A 26290-nucleotide genomic window follows, 5' to 3' on the forward strand; every position below is an offset into this window, starting at 1 on the left:
CGGCACCGCAGACCCCCAGTACACCCCCGGCACCGCAGGCCCCCGGTAGACGCCCGGCGCACCCGGGAAGGCACCCCCGCGCCCGCCCCCGGCCCCCGCCTCAGTGGCGCGGGTGGGCCAGCGTCGAGGCCGGCAGCCCCCGGATCCTGGTGCGCTCGGCCGCCCGGGCCGCCGCCGTGAGGGAACCTTCCTCCAGGGTGCGCGGACGCGGCCCGCCGGGCGCCAGGCCGAGCCGGGGGGCCCGCTGCCCCCAGGAGGCGAGGAACAGCCCCCACTCGCGGCCCTCGGCGCCCGCCACCCGGTACGGCACCGTCCGCAGGCCCGCCGCCCGCAGCGTCGCCTCGACCGTCCAGTACTCCCGCGGCCGCGCCGCCACCGGCCCGGCGTGCACGGCCAGCCGCGCGCCCGGCGCCATCACCCGCCGCGCCAGCCCGTAGAACTCCCGCGAGTAGAGCTTGGCGGCGGCGGTGTCCCCCGGGTCGGGGAGGTCGGCGATCACCACGTCGTACGGCCCGCCGCGCTCCACCCGCAGCCGCGCGAACGCGTCGTCGGCGGTGACCCGCACCCTCGGGTCGCCGTACGCCCGCCCGTTGAGCGCGGACAGCCCGGGGTCGGTGCGGGCCAGCCGCACCAGCTCGGGGTCGGCGTCCACCACGTGCACCTCGCGCACGCCCCGGTACCGCAGCACCTCGCGGACCGCGAGGCCGTCCCCGCCGCCCAGGACCAGCACCCGCTCCCGCGGACCGTTCATCGCCGGGTGCACCAGCGCCTCGTGGTACCGCCGCTCGTCACGGGCGTCCACCCGCAGCGTGCCGTCCAGGTAGAGGCCCAGCGGGCGGCCCGGCCCGCCGGTGAGGACCACGTCCTGCGCCTCGGTGCGCACCGCCACCCGGAGGTCGCCCCCGTAGAGCGCCCGTCCGGCGGCCCGCTCGAAGTCGTCGGCGAGCACCGCGGCCGAGCCGAGCAGCACCAGCACCAGCACGTTGGCGACCAGCAGCACCCGCCGGGCCCGCCGGCCGAGGTCCCGCCCGAACAGCCACAGCACCAGCGCCGCGCCCACCACCGCGTTGACCGCGCCGGTGAGCAGCGCCCCGCCGAGCTGCCCGAACCGGGGCAGCAGCAGGAAGGGGAAGGCGAGTCCGCCGACCAGCGCGCCCACGTAGTCGGCCGCGAACAGGTCGGCCACCGCGCCGCCCGGGTCCTGCCGCCGGATCCGCTGGATCAGTTCCAGCAGCAGCGGCACCTCGACGCCGATCAGCAGCCCGGTCGCCAGCGAGATCGCGACCAGCACCAGGCTGGGACCGTCCCGCCACATCCCGCCCCACGCGCCGGTCCAGGCGAAGACGGCGTAGAGCGCCATGGCGCTGCACCCGCCGACCAGGGCGAGCGCGGCCTCCACGGCGCCGAAGGCCGCCGCCGCACGGCGCCGCAGCCGCTTGGCGGCCAGCGAGCCCAGGCCCATCGCGAAGACCATCACCGACAGCACCACGGAGGCCTGGGTGACCGAGTCGCCCATCAGGTACGAGGCCATGGCGACGAGCTCCAGCTCGTACACCAGCCCGCACGCCGCGCAGACGAACACCCCGGTGAGCACCAGGAACCGCGCCGCCCCCGGCCGCAACGGCAGCCGCGCCGCCCCCGCGCCGCCCCGCACACCGCTCCCGGCCGCCCCGCCCGCCCCGGACGCGCCACCCCCGCCGGCCGCACCGCCGGTGCCGCCCGCGCCGCCCACCCCGGCCGCCCCGCCGGTGCCGGTGCCGGTGCCGGCCGCACGGCGGCCCTCTCCGACTCCGCCAGCGCCCTCCTCCCCGGACGCACGGGCAGGTGGTGCTGGTGGGGCGTGCGGTTCGATCACATGACGACCGTACGTCACCGATCGAATGCTCTACGTCACTCGCTCGGGTGGTACTGGCGCACGCGCGGCGCGCGGCGCCCGGCCGAGCGCGCCGCCGCGTGCACCACCGGGCGCCCCGGCTCAGCCCAGTGTCGCCAGGGGCAGCCGGCCGAGGCCCGCCACCGTCTCGGCCCCCACGCCCAGACCGAGCGTGGTGCGGGTGGCCACCAGCTGGCCGTCCTGCGGGTAGGAGTGCCAGGTCCGCCAGACGGTCTCGCCCTGGGTGCGCTGGGCGAGCAGCGCCGTGAAGGCGTGCGGGCTGCCCGGGAAGACGCCGACCAGGCCGTTCGGATGGTCGGACACCAGCGCGATCAGCTCCTGCGCCCGCCCGGCGAACGCCCCCGGGGAGAGCACCTCCACCCGGGCCGCGAACTGGTAGTCCCAGCCGCCCACCCGCTTGGCCACGCCCAGCGGCAGCGGCGTGCTGGATCCCGGGATGCAGGCGACCGTCTCCGAGCAACTGCCGTCCTCCCGCTCGACGATGACCTGGTGGGAGGCGCCGAGCAGCCTCAACTCCAGTCGCACGTCGGTGAATCGGAGGTCGAGGCTGGCCAGTGCGGGCAGCGGCTCCTGCCCGAGCGCCCAGGCCAGGTCGGAGGCGCGCGTGTCGCTGTACGAGGTCTGAAGGGTCGTGAGCATGGATCGGCTCCGCAAGCACGCAGAAGGGGATGTCGGACCGGCGCCCCTGGGGTCGGCACCGGGGGAGACGGTTCTGCCCCGGCCGGGAAAGGCGGCCGCGTCAGTGGGCGCGGCCGTCCGCGGGGCTGCGTCGGCGAGTAGAGGGAATCACGAACCCCGGCAACGCCACAGCGTTTTTACCCAAGTTCATCGGCTTTCCATCCTTCGGTGGGCTCTTAGGCTCACCTGTTCAACGTCGCACCGGATTCGCCCACTTGTCCGAACGCGCGACCGCCCGCCGGGGGCCGGAGCCCCCGACGGGCGCGCGGTGCCGGGCACGGTCAGCTTCCGCCGCCGCAGCCTCCCCCGCCCCCTCCGCCGCACGAGGAACTGCTCCCGCACGAGGAGGAACTGCTCCCGCAGGAGGACGAGGAGCCGCTCCCGCAGGAGGACCCCGACGACCCGCTGTCACCGGCCCACCAGGCGCCCGTGTGACCGGAGCCGGAGTGACCGGAGCTCAAGCGGCCGGAGCGGCTCCGGCTCCCGCCCGACCGGTGCACGGCGCCCCCGCCCCCGGGCCGCCGGGCCGTCCTCGTCGCCATCCAGGCCACCCAGCCGACGAACAGCAGCACCGGTAGCACCACGACGATCATGATGATGGCAGTCAGCACAGCCACCGCCCTCCTTCCACGCTTCCCCCGAAGCGGCCCCCCGTGGGCGCCTCGCTCGCTCAGCGTGCCGGGGTGATGCCCGAGCGCGGGAACGCCCAACACATAGTTGAGCAAGCTCAGAGCTTGGGCGGAGGATGGCCGCCATGAGCACTCCCGACAGGGCCGCACACCGCCCCCTCCTCAACCGCCGTCTCGCCGAGTTCGGGACGACCGTCTTCGCCGAGATGTCCGCCCTGGCGGCGGCCACCGGCTCCATCAACCTGGGCCAGGGCTTCCCCGACACCGACGGACCGGAGGAGGTCCGCGAGGCGGCGGTGCGGGCCCTGCGGGACGGCCGGGGCAACCAGTACCCGCCGGGGCCGGGCGTTCCCGAGCTGCGGCGGGCGGTCGTCGACCACCAGCGGCGGCGGTACGGCCTGGCGTACGACCCGGACACCGAGGTGCTGGTGACCGCGGGCGCCACCGAGGCGATCGCCGCCGCCCTGCTGGCCCTGGTGGAACCGGGCGACGAGGTGGTGGCGCTGGAGCCGTACTACGACTCGTACGCCGCCTGCGTGGCCATGGCGGGCGGCCGCCGGGTGCCGGTGACGCTGCGCCCGCACGAGGGGGCGTTCCGCCTGGACCTGGACGAGCTGCGGGACGCGGTCACCGACCGCACCCGGCTGCTGCTGGTCAACACCCCGCACAACCCGACCGGCACGGTCCTCACCCGCGAGGAGCTGGCCGCCGTCGCCGAACTCGCGGTGGAGCGCGACCTGCTGGTGATCACCGACGAGGTCTACGAGCACCTGGTCTTCGACGACGCCGAGCACGTCCCGCTCGCCTCCTTCCCCGGCATGCGCGGGCGCACGGTCACCATCTCCTCCGCCGGCAAGACGTTCTCCTTCACCGGCTGGAAGGTCGGCTGGATCACCGGCTCCCCGGAGCTGGTCACCGCGGTGCGCTCGGCGAAGCAGTTCCTCACCTACGTCTCCGCCGGCCCCTTCCAGTACGCGGTGGCCGAGGCGCTCGCGCTGCCCGACTCCTACTTCGACGGGCTGCGCGCCGGCCTCACCGCCAAGCGGGAACTGCTGACGGCGGGTCTGGAGGCCGCCGGGTTCGGTGTGTTCCGCCCGTCGGGCACCTACTTCGTCACCGCCGACATCCGCCCGCTCGGGGAGGGCGACGGCGTCGCGTTCTGCCGGGAGCTGCCCCGGCGGGCGGGCGTGGTGGCCATCCCCACCGCGGTCTTCTACGACGACCGGGAGGCGGGCGCGCCCTTCGTCCGGTTCGCGTTCTGCAAGAAGGACGAGGTGCTGCGCGAGGCGGCGACCCGGCTCGCCTCCCTCGCCGGCTGATCCCTCCCGCCCCGGCCTCGCCGGGGCCCCACGGAGGCCGGGGCACCGTCCGGTGAAGCTTTGCGAAAGATCTCTCGCCCCCGGCGCGGTCCGTGCACACTGAACGCGTTCCGGACCGCGCCTCGCCGGTGGCACCCCCACGGGGCTCGCGCGGGGCCGGCCGGCGCGGCGTCGGGCCGCGGCATCGCCGAACGGGGGCATCTGTGACCGGTACCGAGCACGACGGCCTGCGTGGCAGCGGTGCGACACCGCTGGAGGCGCCGGACCCACGCCGCGTGGGCCCGGTGCGCGTCCTCGGCCGCCTCGGCGCGGGCGGCATGGGGCGGGTGTACCTCGGCGTGTACGAGGACCGGTACGTCGCCGTCAAGCAGGTGCTGCCCTCGCTCAGCAACGAGGGTGAACTGTTCCTGCGGCGTTTCGGGCACGAACTGGACAACCTCGCCAGGCTGCCGGCCGACTCCACCGCCCCGCTGCTGGTGAGCGACCGGACGGCCGGCCCCTCCGGACCGCCCTGGTTCGCCACCGCCTACGTCCCCGGGATCACGCTGAGCGACGCGCGGGCGCTCTGCGGCGGCGCCCTCCCCGCGTCCGCGCTGTGGCTGCTCCTGCGCGAGGCGGCCGAGAGCCTGGCCGCCGTGCACGAGCTGGGCATGGTGCACCGCGACCTCAAGCCGTCCAACGTGATGCTGACCCCCGACGGGGCGACGCTCATCGACTTCGGCGTCGCCCGCGCGGCCGACCAGACCCAGCTGACCCGCACCGACATGGTGATCGGCACCCCCGCCTACATGGCGCCCGAGCAGGCGTCGGGGAAGCGGGGCGGCGAGCTGACCGGCGCGGTCGACGTCTTCGCCCTCGGTTCCGTCCTGGCCTGCGCCGCGACCGGCACTCCGCCGTTCGGGGACGAGTCCGGTCCCGCCGTGCTCTACCGCATCGTCCACGAGGAGCCCGACCTGGGCGACCTGGCCGAGGTGGACGCGGAACTCGCCGACGTCGTGCGGTCCTGCCTGGAGAAGCGGCCCGAGGACCGTCCGACCGCCGCCGAGCTGCTGCGGTCGGCCGCCGCGAAGGGGCCGTTCACGGCGCCGCTCTGGCCGGAGCCGGTCGCCGAGGTGGTCGCGGAGCGCGCGGCTTTCGCCGCGCGGCCCGTGCCGGCCGGCCCGCCGGAGACCGAGGGGGGCGAGCAGCCGGGGGAGCGGGAAGAGCCGGGAACGCCCGAGGAGCCGGCCGGGAAGCCGTCCCGGCAGCCGGAGGACGTCCGCGACGAGCCGCGGGAACCGGTCGGGGCGGCAAAGAGGCCGAAGCGCCGGACCCGGTTCCTGCCGGTGATCATCCCCGTGGTGATCGGCGTCGGCACCACCCTGGCGGTGCAACTGCTCCCGTACGTCATCGACGACGCGGACGCCGACGGACGGGCGTCCGGTCCCGGGGTCACGGCGAGCGCCCCCGCGGCGGCCGGCGGGGCCTCCTCCGGCGTCCCGTCCGGGGACGCGAGCGCGTCGCCGTCGTCCCGCCCCTCCGACGAGGGCGAGAACGGGGACGCGAGCGCGTCGCCGTCGTCCCGCCCCTCCGACGAGGGCGAGAACGGGGACGAGGGCGGAGACGGGGACGGGGACAAGGACGAGGACCGGGAGGGCCAGGACGGCACGGGCGACGACCGCGCCGGGGACGGCGGCCCGGGCGGGCAGGAACCCGGCGCCGACACCGGTTCGGGCTCCGGCGGCGGGTCGTCGACCGGGTCCTCGGGCGGGTCGTCGAGCGGTTCCTCGGGCGGCTCGTCGGGCGGGTCGAGCGGCGGGTCCTCGGTCGGCGGCGCCCCGGGAGGCACGGCGGACGGCGTCACCACCGGCCCCACCATCCAGAACGCCTCGACCTCCAGGTGCCTGGTCGCCGGGCAGGGCAACGCCTCCGCCGGGTCCTGCTCCGGCGCCGCCGCCTCCTGGACGTTCCGGTCGGTCTCCGGCGGCGTCCAGATCGTCTCGCAGAACACCGGACACTGCCTGACCTCCTACGGCAGCGTCCACATGGCACCGTGCGGCGTCGGGGACACACAGGTCTGGACCCGCGGTTCCACCGGCACCCTCCGGGTGAACAGGACCGGCGAGTGCCTGGGGGTCAACGGATTCCTCCTGCTCCGCCAGGCCTGCGACGGCTCGGCCACCCAGCGCTGGCTCTGAGGCAGCGCCGGCGCTGAGGCAGCGCCGGCTCCGAGGCAGCGCCGGCCCGGCGACCCCGGCGCGGGGCGGCGGTGCGGGCGGGAACCCTGGAGCCGCCCGGCGTGCCGCGACCACCCCTGTCCGGTTTGCCCTGCATCGTGCGTGATGTGAAGCCGATGCTCGCCTCCCTCGTGCCGTCGCCCTCCCGCCGGAAGACCGCCGCGCCCGGGCCCGCGGCTCCGGGCCCGCACCCACCGGCCCGGCCGGTCCGCCGCACCGTGCCCACGGTGGTCACCGCCCTGGGGCTGTTCCTCGCCGCCCGGTTCGCCGGCGTGCTGGTGCTGACCCTGCTGGCGCACTCCGAGGGCAAGGACGCCACCACGCTGCTGGGCCGCACCTGGGACTCGCTCTGGTACATCGGGATCGCCGCCGACGGGTACGGCGAGGTCCGCGAGTACACCCGGCTGGTCCTCAACGACCTGGCGTTCTTCCCCCTCTACCCCTGGCTGATCCGCGGGGTGACGGCGGTGCTCCCGCTGAGCGGCGGAGCCGCCGGGGTGCTGGTCTCCTGGGTGGCGGCCGGGGCGGCGGCCTGCGGGATCTACCGGATCGGCCGCCGGCTGCACGGCCGCGGCGCCGGGGTGCTGCTGGCGGTGCTGTGGGGGCTGATGCCGCACTCCGTGGTGCTGAGCCTCGCCTACACGGAGCCGCTGCTGACCGCGCTCGCCGCCTGGGCGCTGTACGCCGCGATGACCGGCCGGTGGCTCTGGGCGGGCGCGCTGGCCTGCCTGGCCGGACTGTCGCGGCCCAGCGGTGCGGCCGTCGCCGCGGCGGTGGCGGCCGCCGCGGCCCTGCACGTGGCCGCCCTGGTGCGGGAGCGCCGCCTGTCCGTCCACAGCCTGGGGAAACCGCTGTCCGCGGTGGCGCTCGCGCCCCTCGGATGGGCCGGCTTCGTCCTGTGGGTCGGGGTGCGGCAGGGGGATCCGCTGGGCGGCTACTTCGAGGTCCAGCGCAAGTGGGGATCGGCCTTCGACCTGGGCCGGGGGAACCTGGAGTTCGTCGGGCACCTGCTGCGCCACCCGGACAAGCTGGTGTTCACCGTGGCCCTGGTGATCGTCCTGCTGGCGCTGCTGCTCTTCGGGCTGCTGATCGCCGACCGGGCGCCGCTGCCGCTGGTCGTCCACAGCGGGGTGCTGCTGCTGATCACGGTGGGCGGCTCCGGCTACTTCGCGTCCAAGCCGCGGTTCCTGCTGCCCGCGTTCCCGCTGCTGCTGCCGCTCGCCGCCGCGCTGACCCGCACGGCGAGAGCCCGGCCGCGGCACGCGACGCTGGTGGTCGCGGCCCTGGCCGGGCTCTCGTTCGCCTACGGGGCGTACCTCGTCGTCATGGCGACGTCACCGCTGTAGGGACCTGCGGGGCGCCGCGGCACGGGCACCGCGGCACGGGCACCGTGGCTCAGGCCTCGTCGTCGGGCTTCTCCGCCTCGTCGATCTGCTGCTCCAGGCCGAGGGTCTCGACCAGGTGCTTGTCGAACTCGATGGCGGCGCGGACCCAGCTGACGGTGGAGGACACGAAGTGCTCCAGGCTCACGCCCATGCCGATCAGCATCTGCGCCTCGCCGATGAGGCGGACCGTGCCGTCGTCGTGGGTGTGGGTGTAGACCTTGGGCCAGAGGGTGCGGCGGTTCCAGTCGTCGATGGCCTCCAGGAGTTGCGGCTTGGCCTCGATGGGGTGCGGGCGGTCGTAGAACGTCCGCACCGAGAAGATCGCCTGCTCGTTCTCGCCGCGGAACATGAAGTACGTGCGGAAGTTCTCCCACGGGGCGGCGAGGTCACCCTCGTCGTCCACCACGTACTTCAGCTCCATCTGGTCGAGAAGCTGCTTCACCAGGTCCTGATCCGGGACAACGGGGCCCGCCGGTCCCTGGGGCTGCGGCTCGGGCTGCTGGCCCCCGAAGTTCGGAATCGAGGACGGGTCGATGCTCACCGTGAATTTCCCTTCGTACGGATCTCCCGCCAGTCTCCCCCACGGGGGGAGGGGGGCTGCAACCCCTGTGGCGGCCGGGGCGTCGTGTATGGCGTGATCCGACCCGGTCGGCGGGGTGGTGAAGGGGCGCGATGAGAGATCCGGACAACCGGCCGAGCTGCACGCAGATCGTCGTGCTCGTGCTGGCGGCGCTGCTCCTGGGGTCGCTCCTGACGGGCCTCTGGTGGTGGTGGGCGGCCGCGTCACCGTCGGCAGCCGACTGCGGCAAGGCCCTGGCCTACGGCGCGGCCGGGCCGCCGCCGGCCCGGGCCACGGACCTCAGGTGCGAGGTCGAGACGTGGGACATGACGACCTACGACGTCACCTTCCGCCTCCCGGCGGACCGGGCGCGGTCCTGGGTGGCCGACGCCTACCCGGGCGAGGAGCCCTGGACGGACGGCGACCGGGTCCTGCACCTGGAGGTCGGCCTCGGGGAGACGCCCGGCACCGCGTCCACCGTCCACGTGGAGGTGACGCCCCGCGCGGACGGGACCTCCACCGTGACGTGGCGGGCGATCGGGATCTGAGCGAACGGAACCGCCCCGGGGCGGACCCCGGGGCGGTGCGGTGGCACGGGTGCGGTGTCAGCCCGCCGTGACCGTCAGGCCGGCGCCCGTCCCGGGGGCGCGGTCGACGCGGACGGTGTCGCCGTCCTTGATCTCGCCGGAGATGATCTCCTTGGCCAGGCTGTCGCCGATCGCCGTCTGGATCAGGCGGCGCAGCGGACGCGCGCCGTAGGCCGGGTCGAGGCCCTTCTCGGCGAGCCAGGCCAGCGCGGCGGGGGTGACGTCCAGCGTGAGCCGCCGCTCCGCGAGCCGCTTGGCCAGCCGGCCGATCTGCAGCTCGGCGATCCGCTCCAGCTCCGGCTTGGTGAGCGCGGTGAAGACGACCAGGTCGTCGAGCCGGTTGAGGAACTCCGGCTTGAAGGACGCCCGCACGACCTCCAGCACCTGCTCCCGCTTGGTCTCCTCGCTGCTCAGCGGGTCCACCAGGAACTGGCTGCCCAGGTTGGAGGTGAGGATCAGGATGGTGTTGCGGAAGTCGACCGTGCGGCCCTGGCCGTCGGTGAGGCGGCCGTCGTCGAGGACCTGGAGCAGGATGTCGAAGACCTCGGGGTGGGCCTTCTCGACCTCGTCCAGCAGCACCACGCTGTACGGGCGCCGCCGCACCGCCTCGGTGAGCTGACCGCCCTCCTCGTAGCCGACGTACCCGGGGGGCGCGCCGACCAGCCGGGCCACGCTGTGCTTCTCGCTGTACTCCGACATGTCGATGCGGACCATCGCCCGCTCGTCGTCGAAGAGGAAGTCCGCGAGCGCCTTGGCGAGCTCCGTCTTGCCGACACCGGTCGGGCCGAGGAAGAGGAACGACCCGGTGGGGCGGTCCGGGTCCGCGATGCCGGCCCGGGTGCGCCGCACCGCGTCGGAGACGGCCGCCACGGCCTGCTTCTGGCCGATCAGGCGGCGGCCCAGCTCGTCCTCCATCCGCAGCAGCTTCTGCGTCTCGCCCTCCAGCAGCCGCCCGGCCGGGATGCCGGTCCAGGAGCCGACCACGTCCGCGATGTCGTCCGGGCCGACCTCCTCCTTGACCATGGTGTCCTGCCGGGAGGCCTCCGCCTCGGCCTCCGAGGCGGCCTCCAGCTCGCGCTCCAGCGTCGGGATCTCGCCGTAGAGCAGCTTGGAGGCGGTGTCGAAGTCGCCGTCCCGCTGGGCGCGTTCGGCCTGGCCGCGCAGGTCGTCCAGCTTCTCCTTCAGCTCACCGACCCGGTTGAGGGACTGCTTCTCCTTCTCCCAGCGGGCGTTGAGGCCGCGCAGCTCCTCCTCCTTGTCGGCGAGGTCGCGCCGCAGCCGCTCCAGCCGCTCCTTGGAGGCCTGGTCGGTCTCCTTGGAGAGGGCCAGCTCCTCCATCCGCAACCGGTCGACGGAGCGCTGGAGTTCGTCGATCTCGACGGGCGAGGAGTCGATCTCCATGCGCAGCCGGGAGGCGGCCTCGTCGACCAGGTCGATCGCCTTGTCCGGCAGGAAGCGGGAGGTGATGTAGCGGTCGGAGAGGGTGGCCGCGGCGACCAGGGCGCTGTCGTTGATCTGCACCTTGTGGTGCGCCTCGTAGCGGCCCTTGAGGCCGCGGAGGATCGCGATGGTGTCCTCGACCGACGGCTCGGCGACCAGCACCTGCTGGAAGCGCCGCTCCAGCGCCGGGTCCTTCTCGATCCGCTCGCGGTACTCGTCGAGCGTGGTCGCGCCGACCATGCGCAGCTCGCCGCGGGCCAGCATCGGCTTCAGCATGTTGCCCGCGTCCATCGCCGAGTCGCCGCCGGCGCCCGCGCCGACGACCGTGTGCAGCTCGTCGATGAAGGTGATGATCTGCCCGTCCGAGTCCTTGATCTCGGCCAGGACCGTCTTCAGCCGCTCCTCGAACTCGCCGCGGTACTTGGCGCCCGCGACCATCGCGCCGAGGTCCAGCGCCACCAGCCGCTTGTTCTTCAGCGACTCCGGCACGTCCCCCTTCACGATCCGCTGGGCGAGGCCCTCGACGACGGCGGTCTTGCCGACGCCGGGCTCGCCGATGAGCACCGGATTGTTCTTGGTGCGGCGCGACAGCACCTGCACCACGCGGCGGATCTCGTGGTCCCGGCCGATGACCGGGTCCAGCTTGCCGTCCCGCGCGGCGGCGGTGAAGTCGGTGCCGAACTTCTCGAGCGCCTTGTACTGGCCCTCCGGGTCGGGGGTCGTCACCCGGCGTCCTCCCCTGATCTTCTGGAACGCGTCCAGGAGCTTCCTGGCGTCGGCTCCCTGCCGCGAGAGTACGTCGCCGGCCGCGCCGCCCTTGTCGGCCGTGCCGATCAGGAGGTGCTCCGTGGAGACGTACTCGTCGCCCAGCTCCTTCGCCCGCAGGCCGGCGTCCGCGACCACCGCGAGCAGGTCGCGGTTGGGCTGCGGGGGCGCGACCGTCGAGCCGGTCACGCTGGGCAGGCCGGCGAGCACCTTCTCGGCGCCCTGCCGCACGGCCGCCAGGTCCGCCTCGACGGCGGCCAGCAGGTCCACGATGTTCTCGTTCTCCTGGCCCGACAGCAGGGCCAGCAGCAGATGGGCCGGCGTCAGGTCCGGGTGTCCCTCGGTCACCGCGCGGCTGCTCGCCGCGTTCAGCGCCTCCCGGCTCCTGTTGGTCAGCTCGGCGTCCACGTCCTGTTTCTCCTCCCTGGCAGCCACACGATCAGGCGGCGGATACCCCTCGGATACCCACTCTGACGCGGCCAACGTCCACAAACTTGAGTCTATTCCACTCAATGCGTGGGCGCGGGGAAGAGTTCCACGGACATACGACAGCGGCGCCACCGTGTTCAGGTCACGGTGGCGCCGCTGCCGGGGGGAAGCGCCTGAGGCGATCGTCGACGTTGGGGGTATCGCCGTCAGGCACTGCGGGGGGTGGCTGAGGGGATTCCCGGAAGCTCGTGGGGGGCGAACTCCCGATGGTCCCTTTGGTCCAGGTTCACGAAAATCATTCCATAACGGATGGCGCATCGGACCGGCTGCGGCGCCCCGCGGGGCCGCCGCAGGCACCGGTACGCCCGCACGTCCTCTTCCTCGTCCCGCGTCACCACGACCGGCTCCCCGAACACGGTGACCATCAGGGAGTCACCGGAGTGGGGGATCGCGGTGACCAGGTCGACGAAGTGCCAGCCGGACCGGTAGGCCACGGCCATCTCGCGACGGAACGAGCGGTCGTCCGGCGGCGTGGTCATGCCCTCACGCCCGCCTCGGCCTTGCCGCCGGCGGGGTCCACGGTGATCCTGTCCCAGACCCAGTCGCCCTGGGCGTGGATCTCCGGGTCTGCCGAGATGCTGTCCCACACCCAGTCGGCCCGAGCGGAGGTGCCGGAGTCCTTGCCAGGACCGTCCCACACCCAGTCCGCCGGGCCGGCGGCACCGAGGATGGCGCCCGCTGAGAAGGCAACAGCAAGCGCCGAGAGAAGCAATCTCTTGCACATGATGGGCTTCGTCCTCACTTCCCAATTCGGTCCCCCGCCGAAACAAAACGATGGCCCATACCGGCACACGATGGCCAGTTCGAAGATGCATCATGTTCCTGCACGTTCAGGACCCTGGGGGGCGGAGATATGCGACACACCGGCACAACAGGGACGCATCCCCACGGGATGGAGGAGTTGTGCGACAACGGCGGGCGCCTCTACGCCGATGCCCTCCGGCTGGGCCGCATCCGGCGTTCCGAGGCCGAAACCGCACCTTGCCTGCTGGAGCTGGCCCTGCTCCAGCCGGATCCCGACGACTCGGCCTGGCTCCGCCCCGTGCCGCCGATGACAGCCCTGTCCCAGCGGCTGCACCCTCTGGAGAGGGAGATCCGTCAGCGCCGTGAGCAGGCGATCCAGCTCACGCACGCCTTCGAGCCGTTCCTCTCCATCGCGACGCACAGCCGGCCCGACACCCACGCGCTCACCGTCCTGGAGGGGGTCGAGCGGATCAACGAGGCGATCCTGCTGGCGCAGTCCAACTGCCGCTCGGAGATCCTGTCGGTGCAGCCCGGCGGCGGCCGCAGCGAGCACACGCTGACCACGGCGTTCCGGCTGGGCCAGGAGGCCCTGGAGCGCGGCATCGGGGCCCGCATCCTGTACCAGCACACCGCCCGGCACAGCCCCGGCACACTCACCTACGCCCGCCTGATGAACGACGCCCACGTGGAGTTCCGTACCGCCCAGGAACTCGTGGACCGGCTGATGATCTTCGACCGCTCCGTCGCCTTCATCCCCGCGCAGGACGACCGCAAGGTGGCCCTGGAGCTGCGCCACCCCGGCCTGGTCGACTACCTGGTCAAGGTCTTCGACCAGCAGTGGCGCAACGCCGTCCCGCTCTTCCAGGAGCAGCCCCGCGAGGCCGCCGTGGACGGCGTCCCGGAGGTCCAGCGGACCATCGCCCGGCTGCTGGTCGAGGGCCAGGTCGACGAGGCCATCGCGCGCCGCCTGGGCATGAACGTCCGGACCTGCCGCGCCCACATCGCGAAGCTGGCCGCCGCGCTGGGCAGCGGCAGCCGGGCCCAGCTGGGCTACCTGATCGCCCGCTCGGGCCTGCTGGACGACGGCGACGCGGACACCCCGGCCGACGGCTCGGCGGCCGTCCCGCCCGCGTGCGGGACCGACGCCCCGAACGGCGGCGCCACCCCGGAGGCGTAGGACCCGCGGCCCTACCCCGGGGGCGTAGGACCCCCGGCCCCGGCCCAAGTCCCACCCGGCCCCGGGGGCCGCCAGGTGACCGGCGGCCCCGCAGCAACCGGGCAGGAGCCCGCGCCGCCCAGGGAGGCGGGCCAGGGGCCCCGCGGCGCCGCAGCGACCGGGCAGAAGCCCGCCGACGACCCACGGTCCACCAGGGACCCGCAGCCTCGCAGCAACCGGGCACGAGCCCGCGCCGCCCACGCGGCGGGCCAGGGGACCCTCGGCGCCGCAGCGACCGGGCAGGAGCCCGCCGACGGCCCACGCGCCGCCAGGGACCCGCGGCCTCGCAGCGACCGGACAGGAGCCCGCGCCGACCAGGGAGGCGGGCAAGGAGTCTCGCGGCGGCGGAGGGAGCGGGCAGGGCCGGGCGCGGCGGACCCGCGCCCCGCGGCGCGCAGGCATGGGCGCACGCGGCCCAGCGGGACCCTGGCCCCCGCGCCCGTCGCGCGCGGCCAGGGGGCCCGCACGCGGGTCCCGGGCCCGTGGAGCTACGCGGTGAGTCCGCCCGCCAGCCCGTCCGCCCCCGGCGGCCGGTCCAGGCCCGCGTGGGCGATCCGGACCCCGAGCTGGGTCCGGCTGGTGGCGCCCAGCCGCTCGGACAGGCGCGCGATGTGCGCCCGGCAGGTGCGGACGCTGATGCCGAGCCGTTCGGCGATGGCGGCGTCCTGGTGCCCCTCGGCCAGCAGCGCGGCGATCGACCGCTCCCGGTGGGACACCCCCGGCACGCCGTTCTCCGGCGCGGGGACGGGCGAGCCGACCGGGACCGCCAGCCACCACAGCCGCTCGAAGACGGTGGCCAGGTAGTCCACCAGCGCCGGGTGCCGCAGCTCCAGCGCCATGGTCCGGCTGTTGTTGGCCGGCACGAAGGCCACCGTGCGGTCGAAGAGGATCAGCCGCTCCGGCACCTCGTCCAGGGTGCGGGCCTCCACGGCGTCGCCCATCAGCTCCAGGTAGCCCAGCAGCCCCTGCCCGTGCCGCGCGACGTGCGTGTACAGGTCGCGCATCCGCACCCCGCGGCGCCGCAGCTCCATGGCGCGCGGCAGGCCCTCGCTGAGCTCGTGCTCGGGGCGGATCCCGCCCGGCTGCACGGTCAGCACCTCCGAGACGCAGGCGCCGGTCGCCTCGTCGATCGCCGTCTGGATCCTCGGCAGCCCGTCCAGCACCCGCAGGGACGCCCCCGTGCCGGCCCCGGCGACCCCCTCCGCCGCACCCGTCGGCGGGAAGCGGCTCTCCAGCACCGCGTAGCGGTCGGCGGCCGACAGGGCCGAGCCCATCCTGCGGTGCGCGTCCCCCAGCTCCGCGCACAGCTCCCGCAGCAGCCGCGTCATGACCTCCTGCGGGGCCGTCGGCAGCAGCTGCCCCAGGTCGTCGGGGTCGGGGTGCAGCAGGCCCAGGTCCAGCAGGCAGGGCACCGCCTCGGCCTCGCGCCGCGGTACCCGGCCCCGGCGGACGGCACGGGAGTACACCCGGTCGCCGTCGTCGCAGAGGCGCTCGGGACCGTGCGGATGCCCCTGCGGAGCACGGACCGCGCCCGCCTCACCGGACATTCAGTTCTCCACCCCCGGTAGCGCCGCCTGTTCGCAGCGCCACTATGCGCGGCGGCGCACCCGTGCCGCAATACGCGACCGGCCCCGAGGGAACCCGGGGCCGGTCGGCGGACGGACGCCGGACCGCTCAGAGAAGGCCGGCGGCCTGGCAGGCGGCGCGGACCTTCGCCGTGCAGATCTGCTTCACCGTGTGGATGCCGTCCGCGACGACGGTCTCCTTGATGTTGTCCCGGGTCAGCTCGACCACGGGCACCAGCGCCGCCGGGATGTCCTTGTGGGTGGGGCTGTCCACCGAGTCGCGGGTGAGCGCGTCGAACTGGATGTTGTGGCCGCGGACCTTGGCCACGGCCATCTCCGCGGCGGCCTCGGCCTCGTTCGGGTACGGCTTGTAGACCGTCATGTACTGCTCACCGGTGATGATGCGCTGCACGGCCTCGATGTCGGCGTCCTGACCGGTGATCGGCGGCATCTCGGTGACGCCGGCCTCCTTCAGGGCGGCGACCACGCCGCCGGCCATGCCGTCGTTGGCGGAGAGCACGCCCTTGATCTTGGAGACGCCGAACTCCGCGATCGCGTCCTGCATGTTCTTCTTGGCCTCGTCGGGGTCCCAGCCCTTGGTGTCGTAGGACTTCAGGACCGTGAGGCCGCTCAGCTCGCCCTGGGCGCCGTCCTTGAACATCTTGGCGTTGGGGTCGGCGGGCGACCCGTTCATCATCACGTACGTGTCGCCCGGGATTGCCTGGGCCAGGGAGCGGCCCTGGACCTCGCCGACCACAGTGTTGTCGAAGGAGACGTACGCGTCGACCGGGCCCTCGGCCAGCCGGTCGTAGGCGATCACCGGGACGCCGGCCTCCTTGGCCCGCGTCACCTCCGGCGCCACCGCCTTGGCGTCCACCGGGTCCACCACGATGACGTCGACCTTGTCCTCGACCATCGAGCGCATCTGGCGGTTCTGCTCGTCCTGGTCGCCGACGGCGTTGGCGTAGCGGACCTCGCCCTTGCCGTCGGTGAGCTCCTCGACCTTGTCCTTGAAGATCGGGAAGTCGAACTGCTCGTAGCGGGAGATCACCTTCTCCGGCATCAGCAGGCCGATGGTGATGTCGTTCTCGTCGGCCAGGGCGGCGGCGTCGTCCTCCCCCGGAGAGCTTCCGCACGCGGCGAGCGACAAGGACAGCGTGACGGCGGCCACGGATATGGCATAACGACGCATTGGAGGGCCCACTTCTGCGTTCGGGTCAGGGTGTCCCACCACGACACCGGGCCGACGGGTGCGTCGTGGCCGGAAACCGCCTGAAGCGGAACCGGCCGGCGGCGCTGCCGGGACGACGTTCGGCGGCTCGTGTGAAGACAGAGCGGAATCATAGCCAGTGCGCTTTCACACGTCTCCCTGGGTCTGCCGGGGAATCAGCGCCAAGATCACACATCCCGCGCACAACCCCGGCCGCCCCTTGGAGGTCTCTTCCCACGGCCGTCCCGGCCGACGGCACGTCTCCCACGGACCCCTTGAGGAGCTCCCCTCCCGTGAAGCGCTTCTCCCCGGCTCGCGCGGCCACCGCCACCGCGGTGGTCCTGGCCACCTCCGGTGGCCTGCTCGGCGCGGCCGTCAGCACCGCCTCCGCGGCGGTCACCTGCACCTCCCCGGTGTTCAAACGGCAGTTCTTCGCCAACACGGCCTTCTCCGGCACCCCGAAGAAGACCGACTGCGACAGCGCGATCGACCAGAACTGGGGTACCGGAGCGCCGGCCTCCGGCCTGCCGTCCAACAACTTCGGCGTCCGCTGGTCCGTCACCCGCGACTTCGGCTCCGGCGGCCCCTTCACCTTCACCGCCTCCTCACGCGACGGCATCCGCGTGTACCTCGACGGCGTCCGCAAGGTCGACCTGTGGAAGAACGTCTCCTCGACGGTCTCCAGGACGGTCAACCTCACCGTCCCGGCCGGCCGGCACAGCCTGCGGATCGACTTCGTCAACTGGACCGGCTCCGCCAACGTCACGTTCGCCTACGCGCCGCGCACCTCGGCCACCGTGGACAAGGTCAAGCCCCTCACCCCGGGCGGGGCGGCGCTGACCTACAGCACCACCACCCACAAGGCGAAGCTGTCCTGGACCAGGAGCCCGGAGATGGACCTCGCCGGCTACCGCGTCTACCGCCGCGTCTCCGGCGGCTCCTACCCCGCCCAGCCGCTCGCGACCACGACCTCGGCCTCGACGTCCTGGACGGACACCCCGCCCAAGGACGGCAAGGCCTACTTCTACGAGGTCCGCGCCTACGACAAGGCCGGCAACGCCTCCACCGGCACCGCCGACAAGGGCGTCACCACCGTCGACCTCACCGGCCCCGCCGCGCCCACCGGCCTCCGCGGGGCCACCGACTTCGACGGCGCCCATCTGACGTGGAGCTCCGTCGTCGACGCGGTCCGCCACGAGGTCGTCCGTGAGGACCCGAGGACGGGCGATCAGGCGGTGGTGGCGACGGACCTCCACGGGACGGCGTACCACGACCGCGAGCACATGACCGGCGTCTACCAGGTGCGCGGCATCGACGCCGCGGGCAACCCGGGCGCCCTCTCCGACGCCGTCACCCTCGACGGCACCGACACCGTGGCGCCGGCCGCGCCCTCCGCGCTGCGCGCCTCCGCACGGCCCGGTGTCGTCCACACGACCTTCAGGGCGCCGCTCAACCCGGTCCTGGAGGAGATCGACAACGGGGCGAAGGGCCTGCTGTACCGGACCGAGGGGACCGGGGCCGCGGCGAGGACCGTGGCGGTCGACTGCGACGTGGAGGACGGCGACCCGGTCACCGGCGCCTCGCACACCGTGGACCGCGACGAGGTGGTCTTCCAGTGCGCCGACCGGACCCGCGCCGAGGACACCACGTACACCTACACGGCACGGATCGAGGACGGGTCGGGCAACGCGTCCGCCCCGTCGGCGCCGGTCACCCTGCTCAGCACCGACCGGACCGCGCCGGCCCCGCTCACCGGCCTCACGGCCACGCCCCGTGACAACGGCGTGGAGCTGCGCTGGGACACGCCGCCGGAGGACGACATCGACCGCTACCGGATCCGGCGCGGGATCACCGGCAGCGACGGCTCGACCACCTGGCAGGACGTCACCTGCACCGTGATGTACGAGACGCCGCACGCCCGGCTGTGCCCGGACCTCCCCGACGGCCAGACGGTCACCTACACGGTGCGCGCGGAGGACCACTTCGGCAACATGATCCCGCTGGACGACGCGCGCCTGCCGCGGGCGACCACCACCGAACGCGTCGTCACCCCCGGTGAGCCGGTGGTGGACAGGTCCGGACCGGTCTCCGCCGGCCCGCGGACGTCGACCACGCCCCTGGCTCCGGTCTGGTTCTGCTCGGGCGTCGACGAGTGCGCCGGGATCACCGGCTACCGGGTGAGCCGCTGGACCGGCGGCGGCTGGCAGTCCCTGGGCACCGCCCCGGGCGGGGTCCAGGGGTGGATCCGCCACGAGGACCCGTACCAGCTTCCGCACACGGTGAACTGGTACCGGGTGGTCGCGGTCCGCGCCGACGGCACGGAACTCCCGGCCGTCCACACCTCGGTGATCCGGCACGACGTGGTCTGACCCGCCACCGGGAGCGCCGTGCACGCCGAGGGGGCCGGAGGACCGTGAGGTCCTCCGGCCCCCTCGGGCCGTACGGGTGGTGGGCCGGGAGGGCCCTAGCGGTCCTGCTGACGCGTCGGCGGGCGCCACACGACCAGCGCGCTGGTGCGGGCCGCCTCCTGGTACGGGACCAGGTCCCGCCGGTAGGAGGCGTGCACCGCCGCCTCACGGGCCCGGATCGTCGCCGCCGCGCCCTCGACCGCGGACTGCAGCTCCGCGACGCGGGACTGGAGGGCGGCGACCTGGTTCTCCAGCTCGATGATCCGCTTGATCCCCGCCAGGTTGATGCCCTCGTCCTGCGACAGCTGCTGCACCTGGCGGAGCAGCTGGATGTCGCGGGCCGAGTAGCGCCGGCCGCGCCCGGCCGTGCGGTCCGGGGAGACCAGGCCGAGGCGGTCGTACTGACGCAGGGTCTGCGGGTGCAGGCCGGACAGCTGGGCCGCCACCGAGATGACGTAGACCGGGGTGTCCTCGGTCAGTTCGTACGGGTTGCGCCGACGGCCGTCCATCTCGTCATGCTCCCTTCGCGGCTTCGAACAGCTCCGCTCGCGGGTCCTCCCCCGCGGTCGCCTCGCGGTACGCCTCGAGTGCGTCCCGAGCCTTCCCCGACAGGTCCTGGGGAACACTCACCTCGACGGTGACCAGCAGGTCGCCGCGGGTGCCGTCCTTGCGGACCGCGCCCTTGCCCCGGGCGCGCATGGTGCGCCCGTTGGGCGTGCCGGGAGGCAGCTTCAGGGTGACCGGCGGCCCGCCCAGCGTGGGCACCCGCACCTCGCCGCCCAGGGCGGCCTCGGTGAAGGTCACCGGCACGGTCACCGTCAGGTTGTCGCCCTTGCGGCCGAACACCGGGTGGTCGTCGACGTGGACGACCACGTACAGGTCGCCCGCCGGGCCGCCCCGTTCGCCGGGGGCTCCCTTGCCGCGCAGCCGGATGCGCTGTCCGTCGCTCACCCCGGCGGGGATGCGGACCTGCATCGTGCGCGAGGACTTGGCCCGGCCGGAGCCCTTGCAGATGTCGCAGGGGTTCTCGGCGATCAGGCCGCGGCCCTTGCAGTCCGGGCACGGGTCGGTCAGCGAGAAGCCGCCGCCCGACCCGCGGGCCACCTGGCCGGTGCCGACACAGGTCGGGCACACCCGGGGCGTGCCGTTCTTGTCGCCCGTCCCCGAACACGCCTTGCACGCCTGGGAGCTGGACATCCGCAGCGGCACCGTCGCGCCGTCCACCGCCTCGGTGAAGCTGAGCGTCACCTCGGACTCGATGTCCTGCCCGCGCCGCGGCTGCGTGCGGGCGCCGCCCGGCGCGCCGCCGCGGTTGCCGAAGAGGCCGCCGAAGACGTCGCCGAGGCCACCCCCGCCGCCGAAGCCGCCACCGCCGCCGCCGGCCCCGCCCTGGGCGCCCCCGAAGAGGTCGCCCAGGTCGAAGTTGAACGTTCCTCCGGCGGCGCCCGGTCCGGGCCGGAAGCCACCGTTGCCGAAGAGCGTGCGGGCCTCGTCGTACTCCTTGCGCCGCTTGGGGTCGCCGAGCACGTCGTTGGCCTCGGAGATCTCCTTGAAGCGCTCCTCGGCCGCCGCGTTGCCCTTGTTGGCGTCCGGGTGGAACTCGCGGGCGAGCTTCCGGTACGCCTTCTTGATCTCGGCCTCGGTGGCGTCCTTCGGGACGCCGAGAACCTTGTAGTAGTCCTTCTCGATGAAGTCCTTGGTGCTCATCCCCGACGTCCCTCCTTCCGTCCGTCACCGGCGCGCGCGGACCGCGCGCGCCGCCTCACGTCAGCCCTCGTCCGGGCCACCGTTCTCCTTGTCGTCCCCCGCGGCGGAGTCCTCGGACTTCTTGGCGTCCTCGGTTCCGGACGTGCCGGACTCCTCGGACTGGCCCGCCTGGGCGCCCGGCTGGGGCTCGGCCACGGCCACCCGCGCGGGGCGGATGATCCGGTCGCCGATCTTGTACCCGGGCTGCAGAATGCCCACGCAGGTGGTCTCGGTGACGTCCGGCGCGTAGGAGTGCATCAGCGCCTCGTGGATCGTCGGGTCGAAGGGCTCGCCCTCCTTGCCGAACTGCTGCAGACCCATCTTGGCCGCCACCGTCTCCAGCGACTCGGCCACCGACTTGAAGCCGCCGACCAGTTCGCCGTGCTCACGGGCCCGCCCGATGTCGTCGAGCACCGGCAGGAGCTCGGTCAGGAGGTTCGCCACGGCGATCTCCCGGACCGCGATCCGGTCGCGCTCGACCCGGCGGCGGTAGTTCTGGAACTCCGCCTGGAGCCGCTGCAGGTCCGCGGTGCGCTCCTCGAGCGCCTTGCGGGCCTGGTCGAGCTGCGCCGTCAGGCCTGCGGACTGTGCCGCGTCCCCGGCCGGGGCCGCCGGCTCCTCCTTGGCGGAGGAGTCCGCGGCCTGCGGCTCGGCGTCTTCGGAACCGCTGCCGGAGGGGACGTCGGGCTTCTCGTCAAAACCCGGGGTCTCCTCCGTCACGCGGCACCGTCCTTGCGCTCGTCGTCGACGATCTCGGCGTCCACCACGTCGTCGTCGGCGGCCTTGGTGTCACCGTCGGTGGGAGCGCCACCGGCGGCCTGGGCGCCCTGGGCGTCGGCGTACATCGCCTGGCCCAGCTTCTGGGAGACGGCCGCGACCTTCTCGGTGGCGGTGCGGATCTCCGCGATGTCCTCGCCCTTGAGCTTCTCCTTCAGCTCGGCGACCGCGCCCTCGACCTCGGTCTTCACGTCACCCGGGACCTTGTCCTCGTTGTCCTTGAGGAACTTCTCGGTCTGGTAGACGAGCTGCTCGCCCTGGTTGCGGGTCTCGGCGGCCTCGCGGCGCTTGTGGTCCTCCTCCGCGTAGCGCTCGGCCTCCTCGCGCATGCGGTCGACCTCGTCCTTCGGCAGCGAGGAGCCGCCGGTGACGGTCATCTTCTGCTCCTTGCCCGTGCCCAGGTCCTTCGCGGTCACGTGCATGATGCCGTTGGCGTCGATGTCGAAGGAGACCTCGATCTGCGGGACGCCGCGCGGGGCCGGCGGGAGGCCGGTCAGCTCGAACATGCCGAGCTTCTTGTTGTACGCCGCGATCTCGCGCTCGCCCTGGTAGACCTGGATCTGCACGGACGGCTGGTTGTCCTCGGCCGTCGTGAAGATCTCGGAGCGCTTGGTCGGGATCGTGGTGTTGCGCTCGATCAGCTTGGTCATGATGCCGCCCTTGGTCTCGATGCCGAGGGACAGCGGGGTGACGTCGAGGAGCAGGACGTCCTTGACCTCGCCCTTGAGGACACCGGCCTGGAGCGAGGCGCCGATGGCGACGACCTCGTCCGGGTTGACGCCCTTGTTGGCCTCCTTGCCGCCGGTCAGCTCCTTGACGAGCTCGGCGACGGCGGGCATGCGGGTCGAGCCGCCGACGAGGACGACGTGGTCGATCTCGCTGAGCTGGATGCCGGCGTCCTTGATGACGTTGTGGAACGGCACCTTGCAGCGCTCGAGCAGGTCCGCGGTCAGCTGCTGGAACTGGGCGCGGGTGAGCTTCTCGTCCAGGTGCAGCGGGCCCTCGGCGGAGGCCGTGATGTAGGGCAGGTTGATCGAGGTCTCGGTGGACGAGGACAGCTCGATCTTGGCCTTCTCGGCGGCCTCGCGCAGACGCTGCAGGGCCATCTTGTCCTTGCCCAGGTCCACGCCGTGCGCGTTCTGGAACTGCTTGACCAGGTAGTCGACGACGCGCTGGTCCCAGTCGTCACCACCGAGGTGGTTGTCGCCGTTGGTGGCCTTCACCTCGACGACGCCGTCGCCGATCTCCAGCAGCGAGACGTCGAAGGTGCCGCCACCGAGGTCGAAGACCAGGATGGTCTGGTCGTCCTTGTCGAGGCCGTACGCCAGGGCGGCCGCGGTGGGCTCGTTGACGATGCGCAGGACGTTCAGGCCCGCGATCTCGCCGGCCTCCTTCGTCGCCTGGCGCTCGGAGTCGTTGAAGTACGCCGGGACGGTGATGACCGCGTCGGTCACCTTCTCGCCCAGGTAGGCCTCCGCGTCCCGCTTCAGCTTCTGCAGGATGAACGCGGACATCTGCTGCGGGTTGAAGTCCTTGCCGTCCAGGTTGATCTTCCAGTCGGTGCCCATGTGGCGCTTGACCGACCGGATGGTCCTGTCGACGTTGGTGACGGCCTGGCGCTTGGCGACCTCGCCGACGAGCACCTCGCCGTTCTTGGCGAAGGCGACGACGGACGGCGTGGTCCTGGCGCCCTCGGCGTTGGTGATGACGGTGGGCTCACCGCCCTCCAGAACGCTGACGACCGAGTTGGTCGTACCCAGGTCGATGCCGACCGCACGTGCCATGGTGATCTTCCTCCAGCTGACTTGAGTGGAACAGGCTCAAGTGTGCCGCATCCCCACGACCCGAAGCAACAGAGCTGAGCCGGTTCGGCTCAACTTTTTGCATGGCGCCGGCGAACGACCCCGTCCGCACCGGGATCCGGACGCCGGCATCGGGCGGGGCATCGGAGGGAAGTGCGCGGGGCCCGGTCGGGGCGGACGCCTCCCGCCCCTGCCCGGAGGGATACTGAGGTAACCCTCAGCGACGCAGATCACCGCTCCGGCGGCTGCGGGGCGGCGCAAGATATGGATAGTCTCGAACGGACTGGATAAGTTACCGCTTAGTAATACCCATGCAGTCGCCAGTCGCTCAGTCGTAGACCTCGCAGGCCCGAGGAGCCTCCCATGCAACTCGCCGCGATCATCGTGTCGCTGGTCCTGGCCGTGGTCGGTGTCGCGCTGCTCGCGCGTGCCGTCGGTCAGTTCGTCCGGTACTTCAGGCTCGGTCAGCCCGTGCCCGCGGGTACCCGGACCGACAACCCCTACCAGCGCAGCGTGACGCTGGTGAAGGAGTTCCTCGGCCACACGCGGATGAACCGCTGGGGCATCGTCGGCATCGCCCACTGGTTCGTCGCCGTCGGCTTCTTCTCGCTGGTGCCCACCCTGATCACCGCCTTCGGCCAGCTCTTCCGGGCCGACTTCGCCATCCCGTTCATCGGGCACTGGACGCCGTTCGAGATGTTCGTCGAGTTCATCGGCACGATGACCACGCTCGGCATCCTCACCCTGATCGTCATCCGCCAGCTCTCCAAGGCGACCCGCCCCGGCCGCAAGTCCCGCTTCGCCGGGTCCAACGCCGGCCAGGCCTACTTCGTCGAGACGGTCATCCTGACCATCGGCGTCGCGATCATGGTGCTGCGCGGCCTCGAGGGCGCCCTGCTGGACGTCCCGCACTACGAGCCGGCCTACTTCGCCTCGTACCCGCTGGTCCTGGCCTTCGACGGGCTGAGCGTCCCGACGCTGCAGAACCTGATCTACCTCTTCGCGATGATCAAGATCGGGACGTCCTTCATCTGGATGATCGTGGTCTCGCTGCGGACGGACATGGGTGTCGCCTGGCACCGCTTCCTGGCCTTCCCCAACATCTGGTTCAAGCGTGAGTCCGACGGCTCCACCGCGCTGGGCGCCCTGCAGCCGATGACCTCCGGCGGCAAGGCGATCGACTTCGCCGACCCCGGCGAGGACGACGTCTTCGGCGTCTCCCAGGTCGAGCAGTTCTCCTGGAAGGGCCTGCTGGACTTCTCCACCTGCACCGAGTGCGGCCGCTGCCAGTCGCAGTGCCCCGCGTGGAACACCGGCAAGCCGCTCTCCCCCAAGCTGCTGATCATGTCGCTGCGCGACAACATGCACGCCAAGGCCCCCTACCTGCTGGCCGGCGGCGGCAAGACCATGGAGGGCGAGGAGAAGGCCACCGCGGAGCAGCTCAAGGACGTCCCCGCCTCCGCCCTCGCCGAGGCCGAGCGCCCGCTGATCGGGACGCTCGAGGAGAACGGCGTCATCGACCCGGACGTCCTGTGGTCCTGCACCACCTGCGGCGCCTGCGTCGAGCAGTGCCCGGTGGACATCGAGCACGTCGACCACATCGTCGACATGCGCCGCTACCAGGTGATGATCGAGTCGGCGTTCCCGTCCGAGGCGGGCACGATGCTCAAGAACCTGGAGAAGAAGGGCAACCCCTGGGGCCTGGCCAAGAAGCAGCGGCTGGAGTGGCTCAAGGAGGTCGAGTTCGAGGTCCCGGTCGTCGGCAAGGACATCGAGGACCTCACCGAGGTCGAGTACCTCTACTGGGTCGGCTGCGCCGGCGCCCTGGAGGACCGCGCGAAGAAGACCACCAAGGCCTTCGCCGAGCTGCTGCACATCGCGGGCGTCAAGTTCGCGATCATGGGCGGCGACGAGAAGTGCACCGGTGACTCCGCCCGCCGCCTCGGCAACGAGCCCCTGTTCCAGGAGCTCGGCATGGAGAACGTCATGGCGCTGAACACGGCGTTCGGCGAGGAGATGGACGACGACGGCAAGGTGACGGACGAGTCGCGGAAGCCGAGGTCCGCGAAGAAGATCGTCGCGACCTGCCCGCACTGCCTCAACACCATCGGCAACGAGTACCCGCAGCTCGGCGGCGACTACGAGGTCATCCACCACACCCAGCTGCTCCAGCACCTCATCGACGAGGGCAAGCTGATCCCGGTCACCCCGGTCGAGGGCCTGATCACCTACCACGACCCCTGCTACCTGGGCCGCCACAACAAGATCTACACGCCGCCGCGCGAGATCATCGCCAACGTCCCGGGCCTGCGGAACGAGGAGATGCACCGCCACAAGGAGCGCGGCTTCTGCTGCGGCGCCGGTGGCGCGCGGATGTGGATGGAGGAGCGGATCGGCAAGCGCATCAACAACGAGCGCGTCGACGAGGCCCTCGCCCTCAACCCGGACATCGTCTCCACGGCCTGCCCGTTCTGCCTGGTCATGCTGACCGACTCGGTCAACGGCAAGAAGAACGACGGCAAGGCGAAGGAGTCCATCCAGGTCGTGGACGTCGCCCAGCTCCTGCTGGAGTCCGTCAAGACGCCGTCCGACCCGGCGGGCGAGGCGGAGACCGAGGACGCGCCGGAGCCGCAGCCGGTCCGGTAACGGCACCCGCACCGGTGGCCGGGGCCCGGCCGAGCATCACGCTCGGCCGGGCCCCGGCCCTTTTTCCGCCTGCCCCGGAGGGGGCGGCCGGGGGCCGGGGGGCGGTCGGCACACGAGTTCACTTCGCTCTCATTTTTCGTACAACCATCTGTACGCATCGTGGGTCTTGATCGGCGTCCGGACGATCGAGCCGGACGTCCTCTGCGCGGGACAGG

19 protein-coding genes are annotated in these 26290 nt (G+C 72.8%); 7 read left to right on the top strand and 12 right to left on the bottom strand.

The window, feature by feature from the left end; all coding sequences use genetic code 11:
• Window positions 1-100: 100 nt before the first annotated feature.
• Window positions 101-1654, bottom strand: a complete 1554-nt coding sequence (locus tag ABZ836_RS16275) for a polyamine aminopropyltransferase (RefSeq protein ID WP_361142673.1) — start codon at window positions 1652-1654, stop codon at window positions 101-103.
• A gap of 321 nt (window positions 1655-1975) precedes the next feature.
• The gene (locus ABZ836_RS16280; protein ID WP_356136712.1) at window positions 1976-2533 is read right to left on the bottom strand and encodes a DUF2617 family protein; all 558 of its coding nucleotides are present in this window, start codon (window positions 2531-2533) and stop codon (window positions 1976-1978) included.
• 784 nt (window positions 2534-3317) lie between these two features.
• Between ABZ836_RS16280 and ABZ836_RS16285 the strand changes: the two genes are divergently transcribed.
• The 3 genes from ABZ836_RS16285 (at window position 3318) to ABZ836_RS16295 (ending at window position 8082) form a co-directional block, all read left to right on the top strand.
• Complete coding sequence (locus ABZ836_RS16285) at window positions 3318-4520, top strand: pyridoxal phosphate-dependent aminotransferase (RefSeq protein WP_361142628.1); 1203 nt, start codon at window positions 3318-3320, stop codon at window positions 4518-4520.
• 203 nt (window positions 4521-4723) lie between these two features.
• The gene (locus ABZ836_RS16290; RefSeq protein WP_361142631.1) at window positions 4724-6697 is read left to right on the top strand and encodes a protein kinase; all 1974 of its coding nucleotides are present in this window, start codon (window positions 4724-4726) and stop codon (window positions 6695-6697) included.
• A 137-nt stretch (window positions 6698-6834) separates the two neighbouring features.
• On the top strand, window positions 6835-8082 hold the full coding sequence (locus tag ABZ836_RS16295) for a glycosyltransferase family 39 protein (protein ID WP_361142634.1): 1248 nt from the start codon (window positions 6835-6837) through the stop codon (window positions 8080-8082).
• 49 nt (window positions 8083-8131) lie between these two features.
• On the opposite strand, the gene ABZ836_RS16300 is transcribed toward ABZ836_RS16295, so the two are convergent.
• On the bottom strand, window positions 8132-8662 hold the full coding sequence (locus ABZ836_RS16300; RefSeq protein WP_356136708.1) for a YbjN domain-containing protein: 531 nt from the start codon (window positions 8660-8662) through the stop codon (window positions 8132-8134).
• A gap of 131 nt (window positions 8663-8793) precedes the next feature.
• On the opposite strand from ABZ836_RS16300, the gene ABZ836_RS16305 reads away from it, so the two are divergent.
• Window positions 8794-9228, top strand: a complete 435-nt coding sequence (locus ABZ836_RS16305; RefSeq protein WP_356136706.1) for a hypothetical protein — start codon at window positions 8794-8796, stop codon at window positions 9226-9228.
• Between the two features lie 57 nt (window positions 9229-9285).
• On the opposite strand, the gene clpB is transcribed toward ABZ836_RS16305, so the two are convergent.
• From clpB to ABZ836_RS16320, 3 genes are all read right to left on the bottom strand, one after another.
• Window positions 9286-11880 (bottom strand): ATP-dependent chaperone ClpB, encoded by a 2595-nt coding sequence (clpB, locus tag ABZ836_RS16310; RefSeq protein WP_356136704.1) that lies wholly within the window; start codon window positions 11878-11880, stop codon window positions 9286-9288.
• Between the two features lie 227 nt (window positions 11881-12107).
• A complete protein-coding gene (locus tag ABZ836_RS16315; protein ID WP_356136702.1) occupies window positions 12108-12440 on the bottom strand; it encodes a hypothetical protein in 333 nt (110 codons plus the stop codon).
• Window positions 12437-12685: a hypothetical protein gene (locus tag ABZ836_RS16320; RefSeq protein ID WP_356136700.1), complete on the bottom strand. Its 249-nt coding sequence runs from the start codon at window positions 12683-12685 to the stop codon at window positions 12437-12439. Before ABZ836_RS16320 ends, ABZ836_RS16315 begins: the two co-directional genes overlap by 4 nt.
• Window positions 12686-12853: 168 nt before the next feature.
• Here ABZ836_RS16320 and ABZ836_RS16325 point away from each other — a divergent pair, with 168 nt between their 5' ends.
• On the top strand, window positions 12854-13882 hold the full coding sequence (locus ABZ836_RS16325; RefSeq protein WP_361142639.1) for a helix-turn-helix transcriptional regulator: 1029 nt from the start codon (window positions 12854-12856) through the stop codon (window positions 13880-13882).
• A 527-nt stretch (window positions 13883-14409) separates the two neighbouring features.
• Here ABZ836_RS16325 and ABZ836_RS16330 read toward each other — a convergent pair.
• Window positions 14410-15468, bottom strand: a complete 1059-nt coding sequence (locus tag ABZ836_RS16330) for a LuxR C-terminal-related transcriptional regulator (protein WP_356136696.1) — start codon at window positions 15466-15468, stop codon at window positions 14410-14412.
• 127 nt (window positions 15469-15595) lie between these two features.
• A complete protein-coding gene (locus ABZ836_RS16335; RefSeq protein ID WP_356136694.1) occupies window positions 15596-16678 on the bottom strand; it encodes a substrate-binding domain-containing protein in 1083 nt (360 codons plus the stop codon).
• A gap of 311 nt (window positions 16679-16989) precedes the next feature.
• Here ABZ836_RS16335 and ABZ836_RS16340 point away from each other — a divergent pair, with 311 nt between their 5' ends.
• The gene (locus ABZ836_RS16340; protein ID WP_361142642.1) at window positions 16990-19065 is read left to right on the top strand and encodes a PA14 domain-containing protein; all 2076 of its coding nucleotides are present in this window, start codon (window positions 16990-16992) and stop codon (window positions 19063-19065) included.
• A 95-nt stretch (window positions 19066-19160) separates the two neighbouring features.
• Here the strand turns inward: ABZ836_RS16340 and ABZ836_RS16345 are convergent, their stop codons facing one another.
• Genes ABZ836_RS16345 through dnaK form a run of 4 tightly spaced genes read right to left on the bottom strand, consistent with a single transcriptional unit; the run spans window position 19161 to window position 23411 of the window.
• Window positions 19161-19613 (bottom strand): helix-turn-helix domain-containing protein, encoded by a 453-nt coding sequence (locus ABZ836_RS16345; RefSeq protein ID WP_356136690.1) that lies wholly within the window; start codon window positions 19611-19613, stop codon window positions 19161-19163.
• A 4-nt stretch (window positions 19614-19617) separates the two neighbouring features.
• On the bottom strand, window positions 19618-20811 hold the full coding sequence (gene dnaJ, locus ABZ836_RS16350) for a molecular chaperone DnaJ (RefSeq protein ID WP_356136689.1): 1194 nt from the start codon (window positions 20809-20811) through the stop codon (window positions 19618-19620).
• Window positions 20812-20871: 60 nt separating this feature from the next.
• Window positions 20872-21570, bottom strand: coding sequence for a nucleotide exchange factor GrpE (gene grpE / locus ABZ836_RS16355; RefSeq protein WP_356136687.1), 699 nt, complete (start codon window positions 21568-21570; stop codon window positions 20872-20874).
• Entirely contained in the window at window positions 21567-23411 is a 1845-nt protein-coding gene (gene dnaK, locus ABZ836_RS16360; RefSeq protein WP_356136685.1) for a molecular chaperone DnaK, read from the bottom strand. Before dnaK ends, grpE begins: the two co-directional genes overlap by 4 nt.
• A gap of 381 nt (window positions 23412-23792) precedes the next feature.
• On the opposite strand from dnaK, the gene ABZ836_RS16365 reads away from it, so the two are divergent.
• Window positions 23793-26075, top strand: coding sequence for a (Fe-S)-binding protein (locus ABZ836_RS16365; RefSeq protein ID WP_361142648.1), 2283 nt, complete (start codon window positions 23793-23795; stop codon window positions 26073-26075).
• The last annotated feature ends 215 nt before the right edge of the window (window positions 26076-26290 follow it).

Origin of the sequence: Streptomyces sp. NPDC047130 (assembly GCF_040643475.1) — a bacterium.
Taxonomy (GTDB): domain Bacteria; phylum Actinomycetota; class Actinomycetes; order Streptomycetales; family Streptomycetaceae; genus Streptomyces.

Bases quoted from the DNA above. Each gene is read 5' to 3' on its own strand.
- dnaK (WP_356136685.1), bottom strand. From the start codon at position 23,411: ATGGCACGTGCGGTCGGCATCGACCTGGGTACGACCAACTCGGTCGTC.
- ABZ836_RS16330 (WP_356136696.1), bottom strand. From the start codon at position 15,468: ATGTCCGGTGAGGCGGGCGCGGTCCGTGCTCCGCAGGGGCATCCGCAC.
- ABZ836_RS16365 (WP_361142648.1), top strand. From the start codon at position 23,793: ATGCAACTCGCCGCGATCATCGTGTCGCTGGTCCTGGCCGTGGTCGGT.
- dnaJ (WP_356136689.1), bottom strand. From the start codon at position 20,811: ATGAGCACCAAGGACTTCATCGAGAAGGACTACTACAAGGTTCTCGGC.
- ABZ836_RS16325 (WP_361142639.1), top strand. From the start codon at position 12,854: ATGGAGGAGTTGTGCGACAACGGCGGGCGCCTCTACGCCGATGCCCTC.
- ABZ836_RS16305 (WP_356136706.1), top strand. From the start codon at position 8,794: ATGAGAGATCCGGACAACCGGCCGAGCTGCACGCAGATCGTCGTGCTC.
- ABZ836_RS16320 (WP_356136700.1), bottom strand. From the start codon at position 12,685: ATGTGCAAGAGATTGCTTCTCTCGGCGCTTGCTGTTGCCTTCTCAGCG.
- ABZ836_RS16285 (WP_361142628.1), top strand. From the start codon at position 3,318: ATGGCCGCCATGAGCACTCCCGACAGGGCCGCACACCGCCCCCTCCTC.
- ABZ836_RS16315 (WP_356136702.1), bottom strand. From the start codon at position 12,440: ATGACCACGCCGCCGGACGACCGCTCGTTCCGTCGCGAGATGGCCGTG.
- ABZ836_RS16345 (WP_356136690.1), bottom strand. From the start codon at position 19,613: ATGGACGGCCGTCGGCGCAACCCGTACGAACTGACCGAGGACACCCCG.
- ABZ836_RS16335 (WP_356136694.1), bottom strand. From the start codon at position 16,678: ATGCGTCGTTATGCCATATCCGTGGCCGCCGTCACGCTGTCCTTGTCG.
- ABZ836_RS16280 (WP_356136712.1), bottom strand. From the start codon at position 2,533: ATGCTCACGACCCTTCAGACCTCGTACAGCGACACGCGCGCCTCCGAC.